This is a genomic window from Aerococcus tenax, from assembly GCF_003286645.3.
GTDB classification, from domain to species: domain Bacteria; phylum Bacillota; class Bacilli; order Lactobacillales; family Aerococcaceae; genus Aerococcus; species Aerococcus tenax.
Genome location: NZ_CP127382.2, coordinates 1,828,034 through 1,850,689, shown reverse-complemented (window position 1 = coordinate 1,850,689; position 22,656 = coordinate 1,828,034). Strand labels below are relative to the sequence as shown.

At 33.6% G+C, this 22,656-nt stretch carries 22 protein-coding genes; 15 read left to right on the top strand and 7 right to left on the bottom strand.

What is annotated here, in order from left to right:
* Positions 1–218: 218 nt before the first annotated feature.
* The 6 genes from DBT50_RS08640 to DBT50_RS08615 all read right to left on the bottom strand — a co-directional run bounded on the left by DBT50_RS08640 (position 219) and on the right by DBT50_RS08615 (position 6,882).
* Positions 219–1,634, bottom strand: coding sequence for a PTS transporter subunit EIIC (locus DBT50_RS08640; protein ID WP_111853278.1), 1,416 nt, complete (start codon positions 1,632–1,634; stop codon positions 219–221).
* A 172-nt stretch (positions 1,635–1,806) separates the two neighbouring features.
* Positions 1,807–2,478: a MurR/RpiR family transcriptional regulator gene (locus DBT50_RS08635; RefSeq protein WP_181566081.1), complete on the bottom strand. Its 672-nt coding sequence runs from the start codon at positions 2,476–2,478 to the stop codon at positions 1,807–1,809.
* A 136-nt stretch (positions 2,479–2,614) separates the two neighbouring features.
* Positions 2,615–4,090 (bottom strand): aryl-sulfate sulfotransferase, encoded by a 1,476-nt coding sequence (locus DBT50_RS08630; RefSeq protein ID WP_181566082.1) that lies wholly within the window; start codon positions 4,088–4,090, stop codon positions 2,615–2,617.
* 26 nt (positions 4,091–4,116) lie between these two features.
* Positions 4,117–4,401, bottom strand: a complete 285-nt coding sequence (locus tag DBT50_RS08625) for a PTS sugar transporter subunit IIB (RefSeq protein WP_111851983.1) — start codon at positions 4,399–4,401, stop codon at positions 4,117–4,119.
* 11 nt (positions 4,402–4,412) lie between these two features.
* On the bottom strand, positions 4,413–5,828 hold the full coding sequence (locus DBT50_RS08620; RefSeq protein WP_111851984.1) for a PTS ascorbate transporter subunit IIC: 1,416 nt from the start codon (positions 5,826–5,828) through the stop codon (positions 4,413–4,415).
* 217 nt (positions 5,829–6,045) lie between these two features.
* Positions 6,046–6,882: a DeoR/GlpR family DNA-binding transcription regulator gene (locus tag DBT50_RS08615; RefSeq protein WP_111851985.1), complete on the bottom strand. Its 837-nt coding sequence runs from the start codon at positions 6,880–6,882 to the stop codon at positions 6,046–6,048.
* Positions 6,883–7,096: 214 nt separating this feature from the next.
* On the opposite strand from DBT50_RS08615, the gene ulaG reads away from it, so the two are divergent.
* The 9 genes from ulaG (at position 7,097) to DBT50_RS08570 (ending at position 14,344) form a co-directional block, all read left to right on the top strand.
* The gene (gene ulaG / locus DBT50_RS08610) at positions 7,097–8,173 is read left to right on the top strand and encodes an L-ascorbate 6-phosphate lactonase (protein WP_111851986.1); all 1,077 of its coding nucleotides are present in this window, start codon (positions 7,097–7,099) and stop codon (positions 8,171–8,173) included.
* Between the two features lie 34 nt (positions 8,174–8,207).
* Positions 8,208–8,657 carry a PTS sugar transporter subunit IIA gene (locus DBT50_RS08605; protein ID WP_111851987.1) on the top strand — a complete coding sequence of 150 codons (450 nt, stop codon included), beginning with the start codon at positions 8,208–8,210 and terminating at the stop codon, positions 8,655–8,657.
* A gap of 25 nt (positions 8,658–8,682) precedes the next feature.
* Positions 8,683–10,161 carry a PTS ascorbate transporter subunit IIC gene (locus tag DBT50_RS08600; RefSeq protein ID WP_111851988.1) on the top strand — a complete coding sequence of 493 codons (1,479 nt, stop codon included), beginning with the start codon at positions 8,683–8,685 and terminating at the stop codon, positions 10,159–10,161.
* A gap of 35 nt (positions 10,162–10,196) precedes the next feature.
* Complete coding sequence (locus DBT50_RS08595) at positions 10,197–10,490, top strand: PTS sugar transporter subunit IIB (protein WP_070598345.1); 294 nt, start codon at positions 10,197–10,199, stop codon at positions 10,488–10,490.
* A 45-nt stretch (positions 10,491–10,535) separates the two neighbouring features.
* Positions 10,536–11,174, top strand: coding sequence for a 3-keto-L-gulonate-6-phosphate decarboxylase UlaD (locus DBT50_RS08590; RefSeq protein ID WP_111851989.1), 639 nt, complete (start codon positions 10,536–10,538; stop codon positions 11,172–11,174).
* 76 nt (positions 11,175–11,250) lie between these two features.
* Positions 11,251–11,946 carry a GNAT family N-acetyltransferase gene (locus tag DBT50_RS08585; protein ID WP_111851990.1) on the top strand — a complete coding sequence of 232 codons (696 nt, stop codon included), beginning with the start codon at positions 11,251–11,253 and terminating at the stop codon, positions 11,944–11,946.
* A 39-nt stretch (positions 11,947–11,985) separates the two neighbouring features.
* Positions 11,986–12,843 (top strand): L-ribulose-5-phosphate 3-epimerase, encoded by an 858-nt coding sequence (locus tag DBT50_RS08580; protein ID WP_111851991.1) that lies wholly within the window; start codon positions 11,986–11,988, stop codon positions 12,841–12,843.
* Positions 12,836–13,552 carry an L-ribulose-5-phosphate 4-epimerase AraD gene (gene araD, locus DBT50_RS08575; RefSeq protein ID WP_111851992.1) on the top strand — a complete coding sequence of 239 codons (717 nt, stop codon included), beginning with the start codon at positions 12,836–12,838 and terminating at the stop codon, positions 13,550–13,552. The genes DBT50_RS08580 and araD overlap by 8 nt, the downstream gene beginning before the upstream one ends.
* A 108-nt stretch (positions 13,553–13,660) precedes the next feature.
* On the top strand, positions 13,661–14,344 hold the full coding sequence (locus DBT50_RS08570; protein WP_111851993.1) for an HAD family hydrolase: 684 nt from the start codon (positions 13,661–13,663) through the stop codon (positions 14,342–14,344).
* 383 nt (positions 14,345–14,727) lie between these two features.
* On the opposite strand, the gene DBT50_RS08565 is transcribed toward DBT50_RS08570, so the two are convergent.
* Positions 14,728–15,603, bottom strand: a complete 876-nt coding sequence (locus DBT50_RS08565) for a MurR/RpiR family transcriptional regulator (protein WP_111851994.1) — start codon at positions 15,601–15,603, stop codon at positions 14,728–14,730.
* A 186-nt stretch (positions 15,604–15,789) separates the two neighbouring features.
* On the opposite strand from DBT50_RS08565, the gene DBT50_RS08560 reads away from it, so the two are divergent.
* The 6 genes from DBT50_RS08560 to DBT50_RS08535 all read left to right on the top strand — a co-directional run bounded on the left by DBT50_RS08560 (position 15,790) and on the right by DBT50_RS08535 (position 22,647).
* On the top strand, positions 15,790–17,223 hold the full coding sequence (locus DBT50_RS08560; protein ID WP_111851995.1) for a 6-phospho-beta-glucosidase: 1,434 nt from the start codon (positions 15,790–15,792) through the stop codon (positions 17,221–17,223).
* A gap of 41 nt (positions 17,224–17,264) precedes the next feature.
* The gene (locus tag DBT50_RS08555) at positions 17,265–18,101 is read left to right on the top strand and encodes a Cof-type HAD-IIB family hydrolase (RefSeq protein ID WP_181566083.1); all 837 of its coding nucleotides are present in this window, start codon (positions 17,265–17,267) and stop codon (positions 18,099–18,101) included.
* A gap of 22 nt (positions 18,102–18,123) precedes the next feature.
* Positions 18,124–19,560, top strand: coding sequence for a 6-phospho-beta-glucosidase (locus DBT50_RS08550; RefSeq protein ID WP_111851997.1), 1,437 nt, complete (start codon positions 18,124–18,126; stop codon positions 19,558–19,560).
* A 31-nt stretch (positions 19,561–19,591) separates the two neighbouring features.
* On the top strand, positions 19,592–20,179 hold the full coding sequence (locus DBT50_RS08545) for a histidine phosphatase family protein (RefSeq protein ID WP_111851998.1): 588 nt from the start codon (positions 19,592–19,594) through the stop codon (positions 20,177–20,179).
* 150 nt (positions 20,180–20,329) lie between these two features.
* Complete coding sequence (locus DBT50_RS08540) at positions 20,330–22,315, top strand: BglG family transcription antiterminator (RefSeq protein WP_181566084.1); 1,986 nt, start codon at positions 20,330–20,332, stop codon at positions 22,313–22,315.
* Positions 22,316–22,329: 14 nt separating this feature from the next.
* Entirely contained in the window at positions 22,330–22,647 is a 318-nt protein-coding gene (locus DBT50_RS08535) for a PTS cellobiose transporter subunit IIB (protein ID WP_198434784.1), read from the top strand.
* The last annotated feature ends 9 nt before the right edge of the window (positions 22,648–22,656 follow it).

The following is a 22,656-nucleotide window of genomic DNA, read 5'->3' as shown; positions in this document are numbered from 1 at the left end:
TAACTTTGGAAATGGAATTAATATTCGTTAAAATTATCCATTTTCATTCTTTCTATATATTATGTGAAATAGTAATAAAATATTATTCTGATAATATATTTATATAGTTTCCACTATTCAATAATCTTAACTTTTGGAATAAAGTTAAAGATATTGATAGTTTGAATATACATTTATCTCAATTTTATTTAATAATGAGGATATAATAAACTAAAATTTTATTTATTATTAATTAAAGTGTTATCAATACTAGTTTCATCAAAGTCTAAAATATAAGTTAAGAGTGCAGCACAAAAAAATGAAACAGCGCATCCTGCTAAATAATACAAAAAAGTTTTAAGGCCAAAAGCTGCGTAAGTAAATATTGTTAATATTCCATTATTAGCAAATGCATCACCGTATACATTTCCAAATCCCATGATAGCTCCTCCAATTGCTCCTGCTATTACCGCAGAGATCATAGGCCTCTTTAATCTCAGGTTAGCTCCGTAAATAGCTGGTTCTGTAATTCCTACTAATACTGCAGAAACTAAGGCAGATAAACTAACACTCTTAAGCTCCCTATTTTTTGTTTTCAAAGCTACCCCTAATACTGCTCCTCCTTGAGCAAAATTAGCTGCTCCAGCAAATGCTAGTAAATTTTGTTTGCCAGTTAATGCAATATCGTTTAGTCCAATTGGAAGTAGAGCTCTATGTGCACCAAAGACGACTAATACACCCCACATTCCTCCGATTAAAGCACCACCCAAAATAGAGCTGAAATTAATTATAGAATTATATCCCCATTGAATTGCATTTCCTAAATAAATTCCCAAAGGACCAGTAAATACTAGCATAATAGGCAACATAATAATTAAAGAAAGTCCCGGAACAAGGATAATTTTTAAAATATCTGGAATAATTTTAATCAGTAATTGTTCAACATAATATAAAATTATAATAGTTAAAATAATTGGAATGACTGATTCCACATATGAAAAAACTTTTAAAGAATCGCCTCTTCCCCAAGCACCTTTTATAACTGGTAATCCAAATATAAAAGTGTTACTGCTATAATCGAGCATAATTTCATTAAATGGAGGATAAACTAGAAAAGCTCCCAGTATAACAGATATATATTTATCTACTTTTAAAGCAGTAGCTGTTGTGTAAGCTAAGAATACAGACATGAAATAGAATATAATTTGTCTTATTGAAAATAACAAAATATATGTAGAATGATTTGATATATCAATGTCAAAATATGTTAAAGAAATCATCTTTGCAGCTGTTAAAAGGCCTTTTATTAACCCTGATGCAGCAATAGCAGGCACTATAGGCGTAAATATTTGAGTAATTAACGCTAAGACTTTATTCAAAATTGTCTGTTGAGACTCCTGTGTTTCAGGGTCTATGATTTGTTTTTGTATAACATCATAAACTTTTTTGACTTTACTACCAATCACTACTTGAAGTTGTCCATTACTTCTTACTGTAGAAATAACGCTTTCTATTTGATGTAAATATTTATCGTCAACTTGGTCTAATTCTTTTAAATCAAAACGTAATCGGGTGAAACAATGTGTTAATTTGTTTATATTTTCCTCGCCACCAACTCCATGAAGAATTTGTTTGCCAATTTTCTCATAATCCATTTTTACTCCCTCCCTATAATTTCTAATAAAGAGTATAGCATGGAAGGGAACATAAATGTAAGCGCTATCATTATTATGTATTATTTTCCTTATATATAAAATATTTTTCAGTCTAAATAGCTTAATAAGTGTTCCAAGTAAAAGAATAAAAGTGGGAAAAATTGATTAGATTTTAAATTATCCCAATCGGTGTTTGTGTCATTATAAATTGAAAATAAACTATGTGAGTGTTTGGCAATATAGCTATTTTTATTTTGAGTGAAAGAAACAATTTTAATGGGGAATTATATACTAATTTCATTAATCTAATTAATGATTTAGTCTCACCACTTCTAGTGATAATTATTAAATGGCTTATATCATTAATATTATTTTCTAAAATCTTCATAGAATCTGTAGAAGTTAAGATAATGCTTTTATAATTTTTTACAAGTAACTTTTTATATAAATATTCTGCTATGATTGCTGAGTAACCCTGAGCGATTATTGCTATATATGATTTTTTACTTAAAGAGGAAATAAAGTTCATTTTTGAATTTTCATTATTTTTTAACATTAAATATAAATGATTTGCGAAATCTAAAGTGATATTCCTATCTATACTATGTAAATTACCTCCTTCTGATAAATTTGAAAGATAATACATTAGTTCTTTATATCCAGAGAAACCTATTTTTTTTGCTAGCCGAAAAACAGTTGAGGGAGAAGTGAAATTAGCTTTTGCTACATCATTGATTCTCAAATTTAAAAGAATATTTTGATTCTCTTTTAAATAGTATAAGATGCTTTTTTCCGTATCACTTAACTGTTCGTTTAATATCATTTTATGTATATTTTTTATCATTATTCCGTTTCCTCCAAAAGGTAGAGATAATTGATGTATAAAAAATGCCATACTAGTTAACTAGTATGACATTTTTATAGAACTCATATTAATACTAATTGATCTAGAATTGTTTAGTTTGACACTAATAACTAATTTAGTTAAAACTATAATCTTTCACTTTAAAATTCATTTTATTTGCACGATAGTAGTTTCCTCTTGTATGGCAGTATAGAGTAATTTCACCATTATCAATTTCAAAAGTTTTTGATTCCATATCCACACCTCTCTTAAATCCTTTAGGCCCTGAATAATTTGAAACTTCTCCATTTTCAAAACTGAGGCCCCCAAAATGAACAAGGTAATTAGAAGGACTATATGGAGTGATATTTGAAATGTAGGATGAAAATAAGTCAGAATAATATTTTTCGCCAAATGAGAATGTTTCTTCTACACTATTATCTTGCAAATTTATCTTAAAGCAGACTGCTCGGGAATAGCTATCCTTTGCTGGAACATAGTCAGGTGAATCTTTACCAAAATAATGATTATCAAAGCAACACAGCCAACCATTGTCCATAATACGAGCTGAGTGCTGGCCATAGGTGTAATTAAAGGATGAATATTTAGGCTTTAAAAAATATTTTTTTACTATATCTTTATTCCAGCCTATCGGATTACTTAGAATCCAATTGATTTCTTGCGTTGTGTAATTCAAAGAAAAAATAGCATCGGTATGACGACTTGATAAGATTACACTATCATTCGTAGAATCATACCATACAGAATTATTATGAAACCAGTCTTCTTTTTTTGAACTACCATGCTTTCTACAATCATCTGGATTTATAAAGTCTTTATAATTCCAGGTTTTAATTATTTTTTTAGAATTTCTATCAATCTCTATTAATGAGTCCTCAAGAGAATCTTCAATATTAGAATTGGTCAATACTATTAAATTTCCATTTATTAGTTCAAAGAAATCGTGGTGAAATAGGTTAGGGACATTATAGTATGAGTATATTTTGCCCATCCAATCGAACTCATATAGACCGTCTGTAAAGTAAGGTTGTTTTATTACTTTCCCAGTACTTGCTAAAAAATGTCCATTATTTAATTGCTTAATGCAGAAATTAAATGGTTTTTGAATTATCCATCTGACTTCTCCAGAATCATCAATAGCAAATGGTAATGAGTAATCGAACCAGGTTACTGGGGATGAGAACATTAGAAATTGATTTTTCAATGTATGGTGCTCAATTTTTGATTCTATAACTAAACTATCAATGTAGGGGATATGATCAATAGGTATATTAATTATTTTTCTTCTCCCTTGATATATCTCAATAATAACTTTATTATTATGATCAGCATATAGCCCAAAAATAGGTAGAATATGTATTTGATTTAAAGGGAAAGTTTGATGTATGGAATTTTTTTCATTTTTTCCTATTATATAGGTGTTTATTTTTGTTTGTTTATCAGTTTTAAAACATACATATGCACTTAAGGGATTTATTTTATAGGGATCAATAATAATTAAAGGGTTATCGAAAGTATAATTATCTTTTTTTAAAGATTCAATTATTTTTTTATCAATATCTCTTTGGAATTGAATAATTTTATTACTCATTTTCATTCTCACTTTCAGTGATTAAATTATAAGTTAAGAGCTGTTTTAAGACCTTCTTCAATTTCTGCATCAGACAAAATATTTTTTAAGCCAATTACTTTATTTTGATTTTCGACATTATCAAAATTATCTTTTAATCCTGCTAAAGTAAAAATGACATCAAAATTATTAGCTTGAGATTTTGCTGATCCGATACTTAAATGAGTAATGTCTACTTCTATCCCAAGTTTATCAGCAACACTTTGTATTTTTTTCTTAATGATTAGACTAGAACCGATTCCAGCTCCACAACTTGCTAAAACTTTATACATATATATCACCTCTAAAAATATTTTTCTTTATCTTTACTGAATTTGTATTGTAATTGAGGAATAAGTAACATAATTATGATACTCAAGATAACTCCAATTACTGAAAACTGTTTAATTAAACCACCAATAGCAATCCATATTGTAGATACATCAATATTTCCATACCATCCACCATATTTTGCTAAACCAAACATTGCGACTCCAACTGCACCTAGAAGAACTTGTGAAATTCCGTTAATAAATGGGACCAGCATAGCTGCTTTTCTGCCACCCTTGTTATTAGCATAAACAGCGAGAGTACCATTATCAAAAAATAGAGGGACAAAACCGGAAATAATGAATATAGGGCTCTTAAAGATTAATAATCCAATAATTGCCAGGAGTTGACCTAAAAATCCAAAAAGGAATCCTATCAATACTGTGTTTCCGGATGCAAATCCATAGGTGGCTGCGCAGTCCACTGCGGGAACAGATCCTTTGAGTAAACGGTCTGAAATTCCTTGAAATGATGTAGTGATTTCATTAACAAACATTTTCACTCCTGTTTGTAAGATCAGAAAACTTGCAGTAAATGAAAAACTTTTTTCTATAATGTAAGTAGCGAAGCTAATATTTTTCAAAGAATCTGGATCTAATTGGCTCATTGTATCTTGACCAATTAAGAGTAAAACACTCCCAAACATTAATAGCATAACGGCTGTTGTTCCGATAACGTTATCAGATAGTACTTTTAAATTCTTTGGCAAATGTACATTTTCAACACTATCTTCTGGATCAACTAATTTATTAGAAATTTTATCTGTTAACCATATAGCTCCCATTTGAGAATGGCCAACTGCAAAAAATCTTTCGCCTTCAGTCAGCGCTTCTGTAGGCTCAACAGTTAAATTAGAGAATACAGCCCAATACAGCCCAATTAAAGTTCCTATGATAACAATACCAGTAAGATTTCTATATTCAGGTAATGCAAAGAAAATCATCCAGGTAATAAAACCTGCTTGCTTCACCATAATATGTCCAGTTGTAAATAATGTCCTTACTTTTGTAATTGGTTTAAGAGCGACTAGTAAAATATTAATAGCAAAACCAATTAACAAAACGAACATAGTTGAGGATAGAGATTCACCGATATCAGTTATAGCCTGGTTGGCAGCTGCAAATCCTAGATTCGAATCTATAACAGCAGCTGATATGTTATATTTTGTTAGTAGGCCTTCAAGAATGGGGGCAAATCCTTTTACCATTCCTGAAGATCCTACTTGTAATATCATATATCCAATGGCAGCTTTTACAGCTCCTGCTAACGATTCTAAGAATGTCTTGTTTAATAATAGATATCCTACGAATACAATGATAGAAAGAAAAAATTGTGGCTTAGATATAATATTATTAAACAGCACAGTAAATATATTCATTATAATTTCCATTGTAAATTCCTCCTTAATTGAATAAATTTTTATTTAATTATCCAATAATATTTTACATATTCTAGAAAGCGCTTACAATAGAGCTATATGATCTTTTTAGGGTATTTGATCATCAATATGTTTGATTTGATCATAATCTTTTTTTTCTGTGTGTCAAATTACTTACTGCAAGAATAAAATTAATAATTGAAAAAAGTAACGAATTATCTGTACCTAATTAACCAATGTGATAATCGATTTCCTTCTTTGATATATTAGGATCGACTGTGACTACAATGACTTGTATGCCTGCATCCTCTATTTCACGGATTGTTTTATTATCACAAAATTCATCAGTTATTAAGATATCTATTTTGTTAGATTCGCATACAAAGAAATTAGAATCATTATTAATTTTTCTATAATCTGCTACTAAAATAACTAATCCGTTTGTTTTTTCAATCATTAACCGGTTGATCTTAGATTCATTCGCATTACTGGTTGTTATTCCGTTTTTTATGCTAAATCCTGAACAGCCCATAATAGCGATGTTTGCTATTACTTTAGAAACAGCTTCTTCAGCAATTTGACCTGTTAGTGCTTCTTTAGGTAAACGTAATTCGCCACCTGTTAAGATAGCGCTAGATCCGTGGTTAATTGCCTCTTTATGTATTTGTTCGTGAATACGTAGATTATTAGTTACTATAGTAATTGTTTTGTCGGACAACGAATCTAAACTATAAAGTGCTGTTGAAGAGGTGTTAATAAATACAGTATCTCCTTTTTTTACAAATTTAGATGCCATGTCACCGATTGAAATTTTTATTTTTTCAATATTTGAGTTAGTAGAATTTTCTTCACTAAATTGATAATTGGTATTAAGCGAAACATATCCATGGTATCTTTTTACAATTCCCATTTTCTCTAATTTAGTAAGATCTCTTCTAATAGTCATTGCGGAAACATTGCATTCTATTGCTAAATCATTTACTTGAATACTGTGATTAGAAGAATTTTTTAATATTTCCTCTATTTTTTTATGACGTTTGTTTATATTTTCAATTGAGTTCTTCATTTTTAGCGCTCCTTTCATATTTAATAACTTTATTTTCACTTTATATGTTACCACAAAAACATATAAAGGCCTTATATTAATAATATATACTCAAAAAACTAGTTATCGAACATAAATAAGTTCAAACGATCGTATATATCCTTGTAAGCGCTTATAATTAATCGTATAATAAGCTTGTAAATAAAGGAATTAAAGTTAATAGGAGGAAGTTGTTATGGCAAACTTTGCAAAAAATATTAATGAGATTACTAAGGAAATGTGGCTTAAAAATACATTTCCTGAATGGGGAACTTGGCTAAATGAAGAAATCGCCGCTGCTGAAGTTCCAGAAAACACCCTTTCCATGTGGTGGTTAGGTAATATGGGTATCTGGATTAAATCAGATCAAGGCACTAATGTTGTCATTGATATGTGGAATCAAACAGGTAAACAAACAATTGGTTCTGGGCAAATGAAAAAAGGGCACCAAATGATGCGCATGTCAGGTGTTCGTAATTTACAACCTAACCGTCGTAACCAACCATTTGTTATTGACCCATTTGAAGTAAAAGACATTGATGTTTTATGTGTAACTCACTCCCACTCTGATCACTTAGATCAAACTACTGCTGCAGTTGTGACAAAGAATTGTCCGAACGCAACTTTTGTTGGACCTCAAGACGTAGCGGATAAATGGGTTTCATGGGGTGTTCCGGAAGATCGTATTCATGTCTTACATCCTAATGAATCAGTAAAAGTAAAAGATGTTGAAGTTGTTGGTTTGGAATCATTTGACCGTACTATGCTTTTGACAGTCGATGATCCAGAAGAATCATTAAAGGGTAAACCAGTTCGTGATATGGATGAATTAGCCCTAAACTATTTAGTTAAGACTAATGGAGGCTCAGTATACCATGCAGGAGACTCCCACTATTCCAATATGTATGTAAAACATGGTAAGGAACATGATATCGATATTGCTTGTGTTGCTTATGGTGAAAACCCAATTGGTATCACTGATAAATTAACTTCCTCAGACGTTTTAAAAGTTGGAGAAGCTTTGCAAACAAATGTTATTATTCCTGTCCATTATGATATTTGGTCTAACTTTATGGCTGATCCTAAAGAAATTCTTTACTTATGGAAATATCGTAAAGATAGAATGAATTACCAATTTAAACCATTCGTATGGCAAGTGGGTGGGCGTTATGACTATCCTGGTGATACTGATCACTTTGAATATATGTATGACCGTGGTTTCCATGATGCATTTGACTATGAAAATGATCTTCCTTATGACTCATTCCTATAATCTATAAAACTAAATAAGAAAGTTGCGTGCGAACATGCTTAAATATTTTTATGAAAAGGGATTAATAAATTATCCCGAAGATCAACCCAAGGATTGGGAAGAAGCTGTTCGTGTGAGTTGTGACAAGTTAATTGAAAAGAATTTAATTACAAATGATTATGTAGATGCCATTGTCCAATCTGTGAAGGATAATGGCCCCTACATTGTAATTGTTCCTGGTATTGCCATGCCACACGCACAAGCAGAAAATCCTGGAGTTCTAGGTACAGGAATAAGCTTTACAAAATATAAGGAACCAGTAACATTTCATGATGAAAAAACTGGAGAAGATCATTATGCTGAATTATTCTTTACTTTAGCAGCTAAAGATCCCGATGAACATTTGCAAAACATTCAAAATTTAATGGAGTTGTTAATGGACGAAGATATTGTTGAAAAGCTCAAAGCAACGAATAGTATTGAAGATTATAAAAAATTGCTTTAGTAACTTCTAGAGAGGGGAGAAAACAGTGGAGACTTTAGGAAATTGGCTTTTAGCTATATGGACATTCTTTGCTCAAAATATATTAACTCAGCCTGCCTTTATGATTGGGTTTATTGTTTTAATCGGTTACATTCTTTTAAAGCGTCCTTGGTATGATTGTTTAGCCGGGTTTTTAAAAGCTACATGTGGTTATTTAATCTTAACTGTAGGTTCTAGTGGGTTGATTAGTAACTTTAGACCTATCTTAGTTGGGTTAAAGGACCGCTTCAATTTAGATGCGATGGTTATTGACCCTTATTTTGGTCAAAATGCTGTTACAGCAGGTGTTGAAGAAGTATTCGGGCGTACCTTTGGCGATGTAATGCTACTATTATTAATTGCCTTTATTGTTAATATTGTTTTAGTTCGATTTAATAAAATAACTAAATTGCGTGCATTATTCACTACAGGTAACGTACAAGTTCAACAAGCTTCTACAGCATTCTGGATTATGCTTTTCTGTTATCCAATGATGGACCGTTGGTGGGTATTGATTATTATGTCTATTATCCTTGGTTTATATTGGGCAGTTGGTTCAAACTTGACTATTGGTATTTGCCAAGACTTAACTGACGGTGGGGGATTTGCTGTTGCTCACCAACAAATGTTTGGTTTGACTTTCTTTGCTAAATTAGCTGAAAAATTCAAGCCTAAAGACGGTAAAGAAGTAAAAAGAATGGAAGATATTGAACTTCCAGGTTGGTTGTCCATCTTTAATGAAAATATGGTGTCAACATCAATCTTAATGCTTTTCTTCTTTGGAATTATTTTAACAGTCTTAGGGAAACCTTATCTAGTAGAATTAGGTGCATTAAAAGCAGAACAAAACTTCTTCTTCTACATTGTTCAAAGCTGTCTTTACTTTGCGGTATATTTAGCAATTTTACAATTAGGTGTTCGTACTTTCGTTGGAGAGTTAACCGAATCCTTCCAAGGTATCTCTAATACAATTTTACCGGGTGCAGTACCAGGTATTGATATTGCAGCAACCTTTGCATTTGGTTCGCCAAACGCTTCGACAGTCGGATTCTTATCAGGTGCTATCGGTCAATTCTTAATGATCGCTCTATTGATAATTTTTAAATCACCTACTATTGTTATTGCCGGATTTATTCCAATGTTCTTTGATAATGCAGCTATTGGAGTTTTTGCTAACAATCGTGGTGGTTATAAAGCAGCTATTGTCTTGCCATTTATCTCTGGTATTGTGCAAGTTGTTGGATCAGCTCTGTTTGCAAGTTGGATTGGTTTGTCTACCTATGGTGGATACCTCGGAATGCTAGACTGGGCTACCGTATGGCCAGGATTTACTATTATTATGAAATTCCTAGGTTATGCAGGTATTGCTGTTGTTATTGCAATCTTGTTTGCAATTCCACAATTACAGTATCGTAAGAATCCAGAAGGCTACTTCATGGAAGTTGAAGACTACGAACAATATAAAGAAAAATTTGAGAAAAATTAATTGAAATATAGGTAAGAAATAGAGGAGGATTTTACATGCGTGTATTAGTATCATGTGCAAACGGATCAGGGACAAGTTTAATGCTACAAAAAAGTGCTCAAAAAGCTTTAGAAGAATTAGGCTTTAAAGTGACTGCAATTAACCATACTTCAATTGCAGAAGGGAAATCAACAGCTAAGAATTATGATGTAGTCTTTACTCCTTTAAACTTTGTCAATATGTTTGATCAAGCAGCTAAATCAGGTGTAACAGTTATTGGTGTTCAAAATGTTATGTCAGCTAAAGAAGTAAAACAAAGAATTGAAGAAAGCGATCTTAAACCTGAATAAACTGACTTGCATTAAATGTTATAAAAGAAAGGGAAGAAGATAAAAATGTCCTTACCTAAATTACAAATTGCTTGTGATCACAATGATTTACCTAGTGCTCTAGCTGATATTAAAGCTGTTGGCGATATTGTAGATATCATCGAGGCAGGTACCATTTTGTTATTACAAGAAGGTAGCGAAGCTGTTCGCTGTTTCCGCGCACTATATCCAGATAAATTAATTGTAGCTGATCCTAAATGTGCAGATGCTGGAGGCACAGTAGCTGCTAACTTTAAATCAGCAGGAGCTAACTTTATGACCTGTATTTGTTCAGCAACTATTCCAACGATGGAAGCAGCTGCTAAAGAAATCGAATCAGTTCAAGTTGAACTTTATGGTGATTGGACCTATGAACAAGCTCAACAATGGCTAGATGCTGGTATCGATCAAGCGATTTATCATCAAAGCCGTGATGCCTTACTAGCAGGTGAGACTTGGGGAGAGAAAGATCTTAATAAAGTGAAAAAACTTACTGAGATGGGCTTTAAGGTATCTGTGACAGGAGGATTAAATGTAGATATTTTAGACCTCTTTAAGGGAGTAGATGTGTACTGCTTTATTGCTGGACGTGGAATTACACAAGCTGAGGATCCTGCTCAAGCAGCTACCGATTTCCAAAATAAAATCAAAGAAATTTGGGGATAGATAATACCTTTAGAAAAGTTCAGTGTTTTTAATAATTTACACTGAACTTTTCCTATATTCTGCATCGGGGGAAATTATGAGATTAAATCGATTTAATCAAACAATTGGCGATGAAATTGAAGAGCAAATGATTGAAAGATTGCCAAATATTGTTTGTCTCCATGGCGATACTTGTCATATTGAAAAGCTTAATTATTCTAAACATGTGGAAGCTTTGGAGTCTTTATTGGGGCCATCTTCTCCTTTAGAATTATGGACTTATCAAAGTAAGTTGCCACCCCAAAACCTATCAACATATAAAGACCGGTTAAGAAAAATGGCAGAATCTAAAGATCCTTATTATCTAGTGATAGTTGATAAAGTTAGTAAAAAAGTCAATGGGAGTCTTGCTCTTCAAGCGATAGATTCAAAAAATTTTGCAATAGAAGTGGGTCATGTTTTTTATAGTAAAGATCTTCAGAAAACCATTCAAGCAACTGAAGCACAGTATTTATTGGCTCAATATGTGTTCGAAAATTTGAAATATCGACGTTATGTCTGGAGATGTGATAGTTTAAATCAAGCTTCCTGGCATGCAGCTGAGCGTTTAGGTTTTAAATATGAAGGAACTTTTAGGCAAGAAAAAATCTATAAAGGTAGAAACCGTGACACAGCTTGGTTTTCAATGTTGGATAGTGAGTGGCCATTGAATAAAAAAAGATTATTAAAATGGTTGTCACCTTCAAATTTTGATGATAATGGAAAGCAGATACATTCATTATCTTTGATGTAGTTATTTATTAAATATATATAAGCAAAAGAGGGGTATATTGTGGTTACATTAGGTATTTATGAAAAAGCCTTACCTAAAAATATTACTTGGTTGGAACGACTTCAACTGGCTAAAGAATTAGGTTTTCAATTTGTCGAAATGTCAGTAGATGAGTCCGATGAGCGCTTAGCTCGTTTAGATTGGACTAAAGAAGAACGTAAAGAAGTAGTCGACGCTATGTATGAGACAGGAATTAGAATTTTTTCTATCTGTTTAAGTGGACATCGCCGTTATCCCTTTGGATCAAGCGATCCTAAAATTCGGGAACACGCCCTTGAAATGATGGAAAAAGCAATTGATCTAGCAGTTGACCTAGGTGTTCGTAACATTCAATTAGCCGGATATGATGTTTATTATGAAGAAAAGACGCTAACTTCACGTGCTTTCTTTATGGAAAATCTAAAAAAAGCCGTACATATGGCTGCGGCGAAACAGGTTATGCTATCTATTGAAATAATGGATGATCCATTTATTAATTCAGTAACAAAGTTCAATCGTATTAAGAGCCAAATTCATTCACCATGGCTACAAGTTTATCCTGATTTAGGAAATATAAGTGCATGGCCTGAGAATGATGTTGCCTATGAATTAGAATTAGGGATTGATGAAATTGTAGCTCTGCATGTGAAAGACACTAAAAATGTTACTGAAGACTATCCAGGCAAATTTAAAGAAGTCCCCTTTGGAGAAGGAGATGTAGATTTCTTAGGCTGCTTTAAAACCTTGAAGCAGTTAGATTATCATGGAACATTTATGATTGAAATGTGGTCGGAAACTTCTGATGATCCCGCTAAAGAGATCCAAAAAGCAAAAGATTATGTGCTACCAATTATGAAGGAGGCAGGATTTAATGTCTAGAAAAGAAATTATTCAAAAAATGAAGGAAGATGTCTGTGCGGCTAACTTAAAACTTCCAGAATATGGCTTAGTTACACTAACATGGGGGAATGTTGCTGAGGTAAATAGAGAGCTTGGTGTTATTGTTATCAAACCAAGTGGAGTCCCTTATGAAACTATGAAGCCAGAAGACATGGTAGTTACTGATTTGGATGGTAATGTTCTTGAGGAAGATAGTTTAAGACCTTCTTCAGACCTTCCCACAGATGTTGTTCTCTTTAAAGAATTTCCAGAAATTACCGGAATTACCCATACCCATAGCATTCAAGGTGCAGCTTGGGCTCAAGCTGGCCGAGATGTGCCTGTATACGGAACTACCCATGCAGATAATTTCTATGGACCTATTCCTTGCACACGTGATCTAACTGAAGAAGAAGTCGAAGAGGCTTATGAAGAAAATACTGGGCACGTTATTGTGGAAACTTTTAAAGAACGTGATATTGATCCAATGGCAGTTCCTGGGGTCTTAGTGCGTAATCACGGTACTTTTTCATGGGGAAGTTCAGCGATGAAGTCTGTTGAAGTTGGAAAGGTTATTGAAACTGTATGTGAAATGGCAGAAAGAACTGAAACATTATCAAGAAATGCTCAGGAACCAATTCCACAGTACTACTTAGATAAGCATTACTATCGTAAACATGGTAAGAATGCATACTATGGTCAAGGGTAGATTAATATAAATACACTTTATGAGGTGTTGACATATATTGTGGTCAACACCTTTTGATTATTGTTATATTTTTATCAAAAATAGTTTAAAAAAGGAAGTGAATTAGTTTTGAGAAATTATCAAGATATAAAGTTGGTAATTTTTGATTTAGATGGTACATTAGCAGATACTATCTACGTCTATCATGATGGTTGGCGTAAAGAACTAGCAAAGTATAATGTAAATATTACCCAAGAAACTTTAAATTCTATGATTGGCCAAACAAGCGAACATAATAATAAGATTCTTATGGATTTAGCCAATTGTAGTAAAGAAGAAGTTCAAGATATCATGGTCAAACGCGATGAATATTTTTATGATCAATTAAGAGCAGAAAACGTAAAGCCGAAAGCAGGAGCAATCAGTCTACTAAAGTCATTAAAGGGATCTGAAATTCCTGTTGCTGTAGCAACATCATCACCACAAAAGCGTGCAGAAGAAATTATAGATACTCTCGGCTTTACGCCTTACATTTCATATGCTATTTATGGTGAACAGGTAAAAAAAGGAAAGCCCGATCCTGAAATTTATCTTAGGGTATTAGATCATTTTTCGATGCAAGCGGAACAATCTATAGTAGTAGAAGACTCATTTGCTGGTTTATTAGCAGGTACCCAAGCAAAAATATCTACTTTTTTAGTTCCCGAAATTCCTTTAACTTCCTATCAATTATCACAGATTGATAATGAATATCTTGAAGGTAGTTTTGAAAATCTATATGATGTTAAAGAAAAAATTTATAGTAAGCATTAATTTTACATTCTACACATAAGTCATTAGTATGCTATTTATCTATAATTTATATTACTGGAATAGGATAAATTTATTTCTTTTGATGCTTTTTGCTCCTAGTCAAACTAATGTTGATTTGGCATTATGTATTAAAAGAATCTCTAATATTTGTGGTTGATGAGAGCCATAGGGCCTTTATTTGCATCTTTTGATACATAAAAAGCCATGGAATGCCGTAAGTGTCAAATAGAAAATTTAATTCTAAAAAACTTGATAAGCTAGCGAAGAATTCTGTGAAATACTCTTTAAGCTAGGTTTATCAAGTTTTTTGTTTTGAAAACTTTATTCTTCTATCTGATACGCTTACACATTAAAAATCTATCTGCGTATTTTTCTATTTCCTTTTACTCATCTTCCTCCATAATTGAACTACTTGCCTTTCTCCGGTCTGTAACTTGTCCTTGTTTGACGATATGTTCCAAATTCTTATCATAATTTGCAGCAAATACCAGGGAATATAACAGATCCAAGAGATAGATAATGGAATGATTTGAAGTGAAGTTACCTATTTTTGAATATAGACGCTCTCTAGTGGTGATATTCAAATTGCAGTCACTTTTTTCAGCGATTGGGTTATCTCCGATTCCCGTTAAACTAATGATTGGTGTTTTATTTTTCTTTAATAGGGGAATAACATTGTAAATTTCCGGATTTTGTCCAGTATAAGAAATAAGTATAGCGCATGTGTTCTTATCTGAATTGTAAGCTTCCACTAATGACTCATATTCGTTAGCAATCAAAGTGTGCTTATTGATTCTTTTCATCATTCGTACAAAATCTTGTGAAATGAGTGCATTGGAGAAATTAGCAAATAACTTAATCTCTTTAGCTCTAGTTAGAAATTTCTGAGCTTTTTTTAATTCCTTTTCATTTAATAGACTCATGGTATCCGATAAGGTTTGTTGCTCGATAGCAGCTAATCTACCGGCAATTGCCAATGGTGAATCCTCTGATTTAAAAGGTAAATTAGCGTCTAAGGAATCAAATTGATTGTTTAGATAAGTGAATTCTTTGACGTAGGCTTTTTTAAAGGATGACCAGCCATTGAAGTTCATTTTTTTGGCGACGCGAATAACACTAGTGGGATTAGTGAGGGTGATATCTGCTATTTCCTGGGTAGTCATTTCTTCGATTTTACTGGGATTTTCTAGAATATATTTTACAATATTCTGTTCAGCGGGTGAAAATTGGACTTGATCCAAGCGTTCTTTAATTAACATCTCAATCCCCTTTGCGCACAAATTAAATAATTATTTGTGTTTATTATACACAAAAACAGGAGGAAATAAATGTTCATTTGTGTACGAAATAACTATTCAATTTGAAAGCGACTTTTTAAATGCTATTTTTAGTAAGATAAAGATGTTAGTAATTCAATATTATTGAAACCATTGGAGGTATATAAATTGAGTACATTTCCAAATGACTTTTTGTGGGGCGGCGCTACCGCTGCTAATCAACTTGAAGGTGCCTATTTAGAAGATGGTAAAGGACTTACCAATGTGGACGTTATTCCTCAAGGGAAGTATCGTTGGGAAGTAGCCAGAGGCCTTCTATCTTATAAAGACGTGCCGGAGGGGGAATACTATCCCTCACACCAAGCGATTGACCACTACCATCGATTTAAAGAGGATGTTGCCTTATTTGCAGAAATGGGTTTTAAATGTTATCGCTTCTCGATTGCTTGGTCAAGAATATTCCCAAAAGGAATTGAAGATACTCCTAACGAAGCTGGACTTAAGTTTTACGAGGAGTTAATCGATGAATTATTGAAATATGACATTGAACCAGTGGTTACCTTATCCCATTTTGATGTGCCCTTACATTTAGTGGATGCTATTGGTTCATGGCGTAACCGTGATATGGTGAAATATTTTGAAAAATTTGTAGTGACCATTTTTAACCGTTTCAAAGGAAAGGTTAAGTATTATATTTCCTTTAATGAAATTAATATGCTATTGCATATGCCGTTTACTGGGGCGGGGATTCATTTCGATGGTAAGGATAAAGGCCATAAAGATGAAATTACTTTAAATGGGGCTCACCATGAATTATTGGCCTCTGCTTTAGCCACCAAACGCCTGAAAGAAATTGATCCTAATGCGCAAATGGGGTGTATGTTAGCTGCTGGTGACTTTTATCCCTATTCTTGCGATCCTAAAGATGTTCGTGAAGCGCAAAGAGATAATCAATGGAATTTCTTCTTCGTTGATGTTCAATCCAGAGGAGAATATCCACGCTGGGTATTGAAATATATCGATAAAGAAAATATTGATATTGAAATTACGGAAGAAGATAAACAGTTACTGAAAGAAAACACTGTCGATTATATTACCTTCTCTTACTATTCATCACGAACCTCTAAGGCAGATGTTAGTGAAGAAGAGTTACAAAGCGGTAATGCTGTGGATAATATTAGTAACCCTCATCTCCAAACCACAGAGTGGGGCTGGGTGATTGACCCGTTAGGTTTAAGAATTACTATGAATACTTTATGGGATCGCTATCAAAAGCCCCTATTCATTGTCGAAAATGGTCTAGGAGCTAAAGATACGGTTGAAGCTGACGGTAGCATTCATGATAATTACCGGATTGATTACTTAAGACAGCATATTGAACAAATGAAGTTAGCAGTGATTGAAGATGGCATTCCACTACTAGGCTATACCCCTTGGGGATGTATTGACCTTGTATCTGCTAGTGAAGGTCAAATGGAAAAGCGCTATGGTTTTATTTATGTGGATAAAAATGACCAAGGCGAAGGCAGCTTAAACCGCTCTCCTAAGGATTCATTTTACTGGTATAAAGATGTCATTGAATCAAATGGTGAGAAACTTTAATTAATAGTGAAAGATAATCGTCTATGAAAGGAACTAGAATGATGGAAGCCAAATATATCTTCATCGATGTTGATGGAACCTTATTAACCTATAAGAATGAGCTGCCAGAATCGGCTGTTCAAGCCATTCATGCTAGCCAAAAAAAGGGAAATAAAGTTTTTCCAGTGACTGGTCGAAGTAAGGCAGAAATGTACGACGATATTCTAGCGATAGGCTTTGATGGCTATATAGGAGCAAATGGCGCTTATGCGGAAATAGCTGGGAAGGAAATCTACCATCATAGTTTAAGTGCAGAACAAGAGAAAAGAATTGTTGATTGGCTCAAAAATAGAGGCCTAGAATTTTATTTGGAATCCAACAGTGGACTTTATGGCAGCGAAAATTTTCGCGAACGTGGAAAGTCTACCATGATAAGTTATGGCGCTTATAAGGGGCAGAAAGACTTGTCTGATATTTCAGTGGAGTCCGTTTTTCCAGAAATGCTATTTGATCAAAACTTATATCGCGATGACGTTAATAAAATTTCATTTATTTTAGAAGACTATCAGGACTACCTGGATGCTAAAGAAGAATTCGCTGATTTTGCAGTCAATACCTGGGGTGGCCACAATGAGGAGGCCTTATTCGGAGATATTGCGCTTAAAAATATTAAAAAGAGTGATGCAATTGCTTATATATTAGGCTTTGTAGGCGCTTCTTCAGAAGATAGCTATGCCTTTGGAGACGCTCGGGTAGATAATGATATGTTGTTATATTGTGGGACTGGAATTGCTATGGGTAATGCCGGAGAGTCGACAAAGGCTGTCGCCGATTATATTACAGATGATGTCGATAAGGATGGCCTTTATAAGGCTTTTGCTCATTATGATCTGATATAGAAAGTAATTAGGAGGAATAGAGATGTATAAATTATCTGATGATTTTTTATGGGGAGGCGCAGTAGCGGCTCACCAATTAGAAGGCGCTTGGAACGTTGGCGGTAAGGGTGTTAGCGTTGCTGATGTCATGACAGGTGCTAAACATGGGCAAGAACGTGAGATCACTGATGGGGTTGTTGAAGGAAAACATTATCCTAACCATGATGGCATTGACCATTATCATCACTATAAGGAAGACATTGCCTTATTCGCAGAAATGGGCTTTAAATGCTTTAGAACTTCTATTGCTTGGACCCGTATTTTCCCAAATGGCGACGAAAGCGCACCAAATGAAGAAGGTTTACAATTCTACGATGACCTTTTTGATGAATGCTTGAAACACAATATTGAACCCGTTGTTACCCTGTCACACTTTGAATTACCCTTACATATTGTTGAGGAATATGGTGGCTTTAGAAATCGGCAAGTGATTGATCTCTTTGCTCGTTTTGCTACTGCTTGTTTCGCGCGTTATAAAGACAAAGTAAAATATTGGATGACCTTTAATGAGATCAATAATCAAGCGGACTATGAAAGAGACTTTACCTTATTTACTAACTCAGGAATCAAGATTAAAGAGGGTGAAGATAGAGAGGCGATCATGCATCAAGCCGCTCACTATGAGTTAGTAGCGAGTGCAAAGGCAGTTCAAATCGGGCATGCCATTAATCCAGATTTTGAAATCGGTTGTATGGTGAATTTCCAACCGATTTATCCATTAAATTCGAAACCTGAAGACGTCTTACAAGCACAAAAAGCCATGCAAAAACGCTATTATTTCTCGGATGTTCATGTCTTTGGAGAATACCCAGAATATATGAAGGCTTTCTTTAAACGTAAAAACTTTGATTTAGACATTACAGAGAAGGATTTAGAAATCCTCAAGGCTGGTAAAGTCGACTATGTTGGTTTTTCTTACTATAAATCAGCGACTATCCAACACCAAGAAGAAAATACTTATTATGACTATAATGAAAACCATGACCTCGTTGAAAACCCTCACCTCGATCGCTCAGATTGGGATTGGGAAATCGATCCCATTGGCTTAAGAGTATCGATGAATTGGCTCTATGACCGTTATAGAATTCCTCTCTTTATCGTTGAAAATGGTTTTGGCGCTATTGATGAAGTGGGTGATGATGGGGTTGTCCATGATGACTACCGTATTGAATACCTCGGACAACATATCCAAGAAATGGAAAAAGCAATTGTTGAAGATGGCGTTAAATGTTTGGGTTATACGACTTGGGGATGTATTGACTTAGTTTCTGCAGGTACTGGAGAATTGAGAAAACGTTACGGCTTTATCTATGTGGATAAACATGATGACGGCTCAGGAAGCTTAGAAAGAAAAGCAAAAGATTCTTTCTATTGGTATAAAGAAGTCATTGACTCACAAGGTGAAAATTTAAATCTATAAGTCGTCACTTTAAGGGCAAAGGAGGCTAGACATGGTAAAAAAATTATATCTAATGCGCCATGGTCAAACACTTTTTAATCAACTTAATCGAATTCAAGGAGCCTGCGATTCTCCTCTAACTGATCTAGGTAGGGAACAAGCCCAAAAAGTCTATGACTATTTTCAAGAAGAAGGTATCGATTTTCAAGCAGTCTATTCTTCCACGCAAGAGCGCGCTTGCGATACTACCGAGATAGTTGTTCCCCAAACAAACTATATTAGAAAAAAAGGTTTAAAGGAATGGAATTTTGGGCTATATGAAGGAGCCTCAGAATACTTGAATCCTCCGCATAAAGAAGGAGAAGAATCCTATGGAGATTATTTCTTGGACTACGGCGGAGAATCTGTAGACCAGGTAGCTGAGCGAATGACCGAGACTATTACCGAAGTCATGGACACAGCCGGACAAGAAGAAAAGGTCCTATGTGTGAGTCATGGTGGCGCCATGTATGCGTTCTATTTAAAATGGCGTAAGCAGACTGATCAACGCCCTCATTTTTCAAATTGCTGTATCCTAGAATATAGCTATGATGAAGACAGTGAAGATTTTAGCCTTATAAAAAGCATCAATGTTGTATAAGTTATAAATTGAGAGGACCTGCACAAAGCAGGTCTTTTTTTATGATCATTTTTCCGTTGTTCAACGGAAAAAGTTTAGCTTTAATATTGTAAGCGTTTTATATATATTATACTTGTTGATTGAATGAAATACCTATGAAAGATGAAGCGTATGTTAGATCAAAGATCAATAGATATTGTTCGAATCCTGATGAAGCAGTCTGGAGACTATATTACTGCCCAAGAGATAGCTGGATTTCTTAATGTGAGCGATCGCACAATTAGGAATACCATTAAATCTTTAAAAGGGTCTCTTGAAGATTATGGGGCAGAAATTAAATCCAAGCGCGGGAAAGGCTATTATTTACAGTTCAATAATAAAAGATTGTTTAATCAATATTTTCAAACGGAAATTTCTCAAAAGAAAATTAATACAGCAAATGATCGACAACATTTTATATTAAAAGGTTTATTGCTTAATAATAGAAAGTTTGCATTTGATTCTCTCTTGTCTGAATTATCTATTTCAGAGTCTACCTTGCAGAATGATTTATCAAAAATTAAAGAGAAACTTTCGAACTATCAACTTTGTTTACATAATCAACAGCAAAAAGGAATCTATATTACCGGAAAAGAAGAAAACAAACGGAAGTTTATTATTAATTACTTCTTTATCAGTAATATTGATGCCTTTACAGAGGCTTTTCCTCTATATAGTTCATTATTAGAGGGGATCCCGACAGAAAAGATAATAACCATAATTATTGAAGAGGTTCAAAAAGAGAACGCCGAACTTCAAGATTATGTTCTTTATAATCTATTCCTTCACATTGCCTTGGCTATAAAACGACTAGAAATGGGCTATTCAGTTGAAGAAGAAAATATCAGTTCTTATCCCTTTAAGGCTAATATTGCCACCAACATTGTCAATCGTTTAGAAAACGAATTAAATATTTCTTTGCCAAAGGTTGAAATTGAGTATATTTCTATTGCTTTAGGGGATACTACTAGTCAAGAGGGGATGGTCAAAGATCTGTTAGCTCACCCTGATACTTTAGCAAAAATTATTCAAGATTTGATTGAAAGAGTTTCTCAGAAAACCGATTTTCCTTTTTATCGTGATTCAGTGCTAAAAAATAGTTTGATGAGTCATATGGAAGGAATGTTAAATCGTATTGAAAAAAAGCATGTCTTTAAAAATCCCTTACTCAATGAAATAAAAAATGAAGATACAAGTTTATTTTTGGAAATTAAGGAATCGCTACATTCCATTGATAAATGGCAGCACTTAGTTTTGTCTGAAGATGAGATTGCTTTCATTGCCTTACACTTCTTAGCGGCAAAGGAACGTTCAAAGAGAAGTCTGCAGATTAATGCATTGGTGGTGTGCGCTTCAGGGATAGGTAGTGCTGAAATGTTAAAGCAGCGACTGATCAATGAGTATGGCAATTATATGCACGTTAAGGATACAATAGGCTATTTTGAAATTAATAATGATTCATTAAAGGATGTAGACATTATTATTTCTGCTATCGATTTATCAGGCATTATATTTAATGTTCCAGTGGTCAATGTATCGATTTTATTAAGTGACGTCGATAAAGAAAAAATTGATCACAATTTGAAATGTATTAAAAGGGAGAAAAGCAAAAGTCATTTCAATAATAATGATGACATTTGGAACTCTTTATCCCATACTTCCTTGTTGTTTACTTATTTAAAGCGTGATTTATTTACTTATTATCAAAGAGAAATTTCCAAGGAAACTGTCGTTGGAAATTTGTTGGATAAAATCCAGCAGGTCGAGCCAGATTTTGAGAAAGAAAAAATGATTGATCAATTAACTTATCGAGAAAAATTTGGTAGTGTCGCTTTTTCTAAAGTGGTCGCAGTACCCCATCCGATAAATGCAGTCAGTAAAGAGACTCACATAGGAGTTGCAGTCTGTCAAAAGGGGATATATTGGGACAATGACCATCCAGCAATCAAGCTAGTTTTTCTATTATCTCCCGGTAAAATGAACCAGGGTAATATTGATTCCTTGAGTCGTCTGTTACTTCCTTTATTAGAAGATAGGGAATTAGCATCTGAAATTGATCAAAATCATATCAGCAATTTTGATAACTTTATTAAGTGGTTAAAAAATAAATTAAATTAAAGAAAGGTGTTTATATTATGAAAAAGGCTTTGATTATTTGTGCAGCAGGTATGTCATCATCGATGATTGCCAAAAAATTAACGGATTATTTTAGTGAAAACGGCAAAGAAATTGAGGTTGAGGCAACAACAATTTCTAAAGGGCCAAGTTTGATTCAAAAAGATGCTTATGATCTTTATATGGTAAGCCCACAAGCAAAAATGCAATTCAAAAATTTGAAGGGTGAGGCTGATAAGAAAGATAAACCAATTATTAATATTCCACCGCAAACTTATGTTCCAATTCCAACAGCTACACAAAAATTAGCAGGAATCGTTGAAGAGTCATTGTAATAAAGAGGT

Coding starts and splice junctions, on each gene's coding strand:
- DBT50_RS08585 (WP_111851990.1), top strand. CDS start 11,251: ATGAGATTAAATCGATTTAATCAAACAATTGGCGATGAAATTGAAGAG.
- DBT50_RS08640 (WP_111853278.1), bottom strand. CDS start 1,634: ATGGATTATGAGAAAATTGGCAAACAAATTCTTCATGGAGTTGGTGGC.
- DBT50_RS08630 (WP_181566082.1), bottom strand. CDS start 4,090: ATGAGTAATAAAATTATTCAATTCCAAAGAGATATTGATAAAAAAATA.
- DBT50_RS08555 (WP_181566083.1), top strand. CDS start 17,265: ATGGAAGCCAAATATATCTTCATCGATGTTGATGGAACCTTATTAACC.
- DBT50_RS08550 (WP_111851997.1), top strand. CDS start 18,124: ATGTATAAATTATCTGATGATTTTTTATGGGGAGGCGCAGTAGCGGCT.
- DBT50_RS08540 (WP_181566084.1), top strand. CDS start 20,330: ATGTTAGATCAAAGATCAATAGATATTGTTCGAATCCTGATGAAGCAG.
- DBT50_RS08625 (WP_111851983.1), bottom strand. CDS start 4,401: ATGTATAAAGTTTTAGCAAGTTGTGGAGCTGGAATCGGTTCTAGTCTA.
- DBT50_RS08595 (WP_070598345.1), top strand. CDS start 10,197: ATGCGTGTATTAGTATCATGTGCAAACGGATCAGGGACAAGTTTAATG.
- DBT50_RS08620 (WP_111851984.1), bottom strand. CDS start 5,828: ATGGAAATTATAATGAATATATTTACTGTGCTGTTTAATAATATTATA.
- DBT50_RS08590 (WP_111851989.1), top strand. CDS start 10,536: ATGTCCTTACCTAAATTACAAATTGCTTGTGATCACAATGATTTACCT.
- DBT50_RS08635 (WP_181566081.1), bottom strand. CDS start 2,478: ATGATAAAAAATATACATAAAATGATATTAAACGAACAGTTAAGTGAT.
- DBT50_RS08615 (WP_111851985.1), bottom strand. CDS start 6,882: ATGAAGAACTCAATTGAAAATATAAACAAACGTCATAAAAAAATAGAG.
- araD (WP_111851992.1), top strand. CDS start 12,836: ATGTCTAGAAAAGAAATTATTCAAAAAATGAAGGAAGATGTCTGTGCG.
- DBT50_RS08605 (WP_111851987.1), top strand. CDS start 8,208: ATGCTTAAATATTTTTATGAAAAGGGATTAATAAATTATCCCGAAGAT.
- DBT50_RS08565 (WP_111851994.1), bottom strand. CDS start 15,603: ATGTTAATTAAAGAACGCTTGGATCAAGTCCAATTTTCACCCGCTGAA.
- DBT50_RS08545 (WP_111851998.1), top strand. CDS start 19,592: ATGGTAAAAAAATTATATCTAATGCGCCATGGTCAAACACTTTTTAAT.
- ulaG (WP_111851986.1), top strand. CDS start 7,097: ATGGCAAACTTTGCAAAAAATATTAATGAGATTACTAAGGAAATGTGG.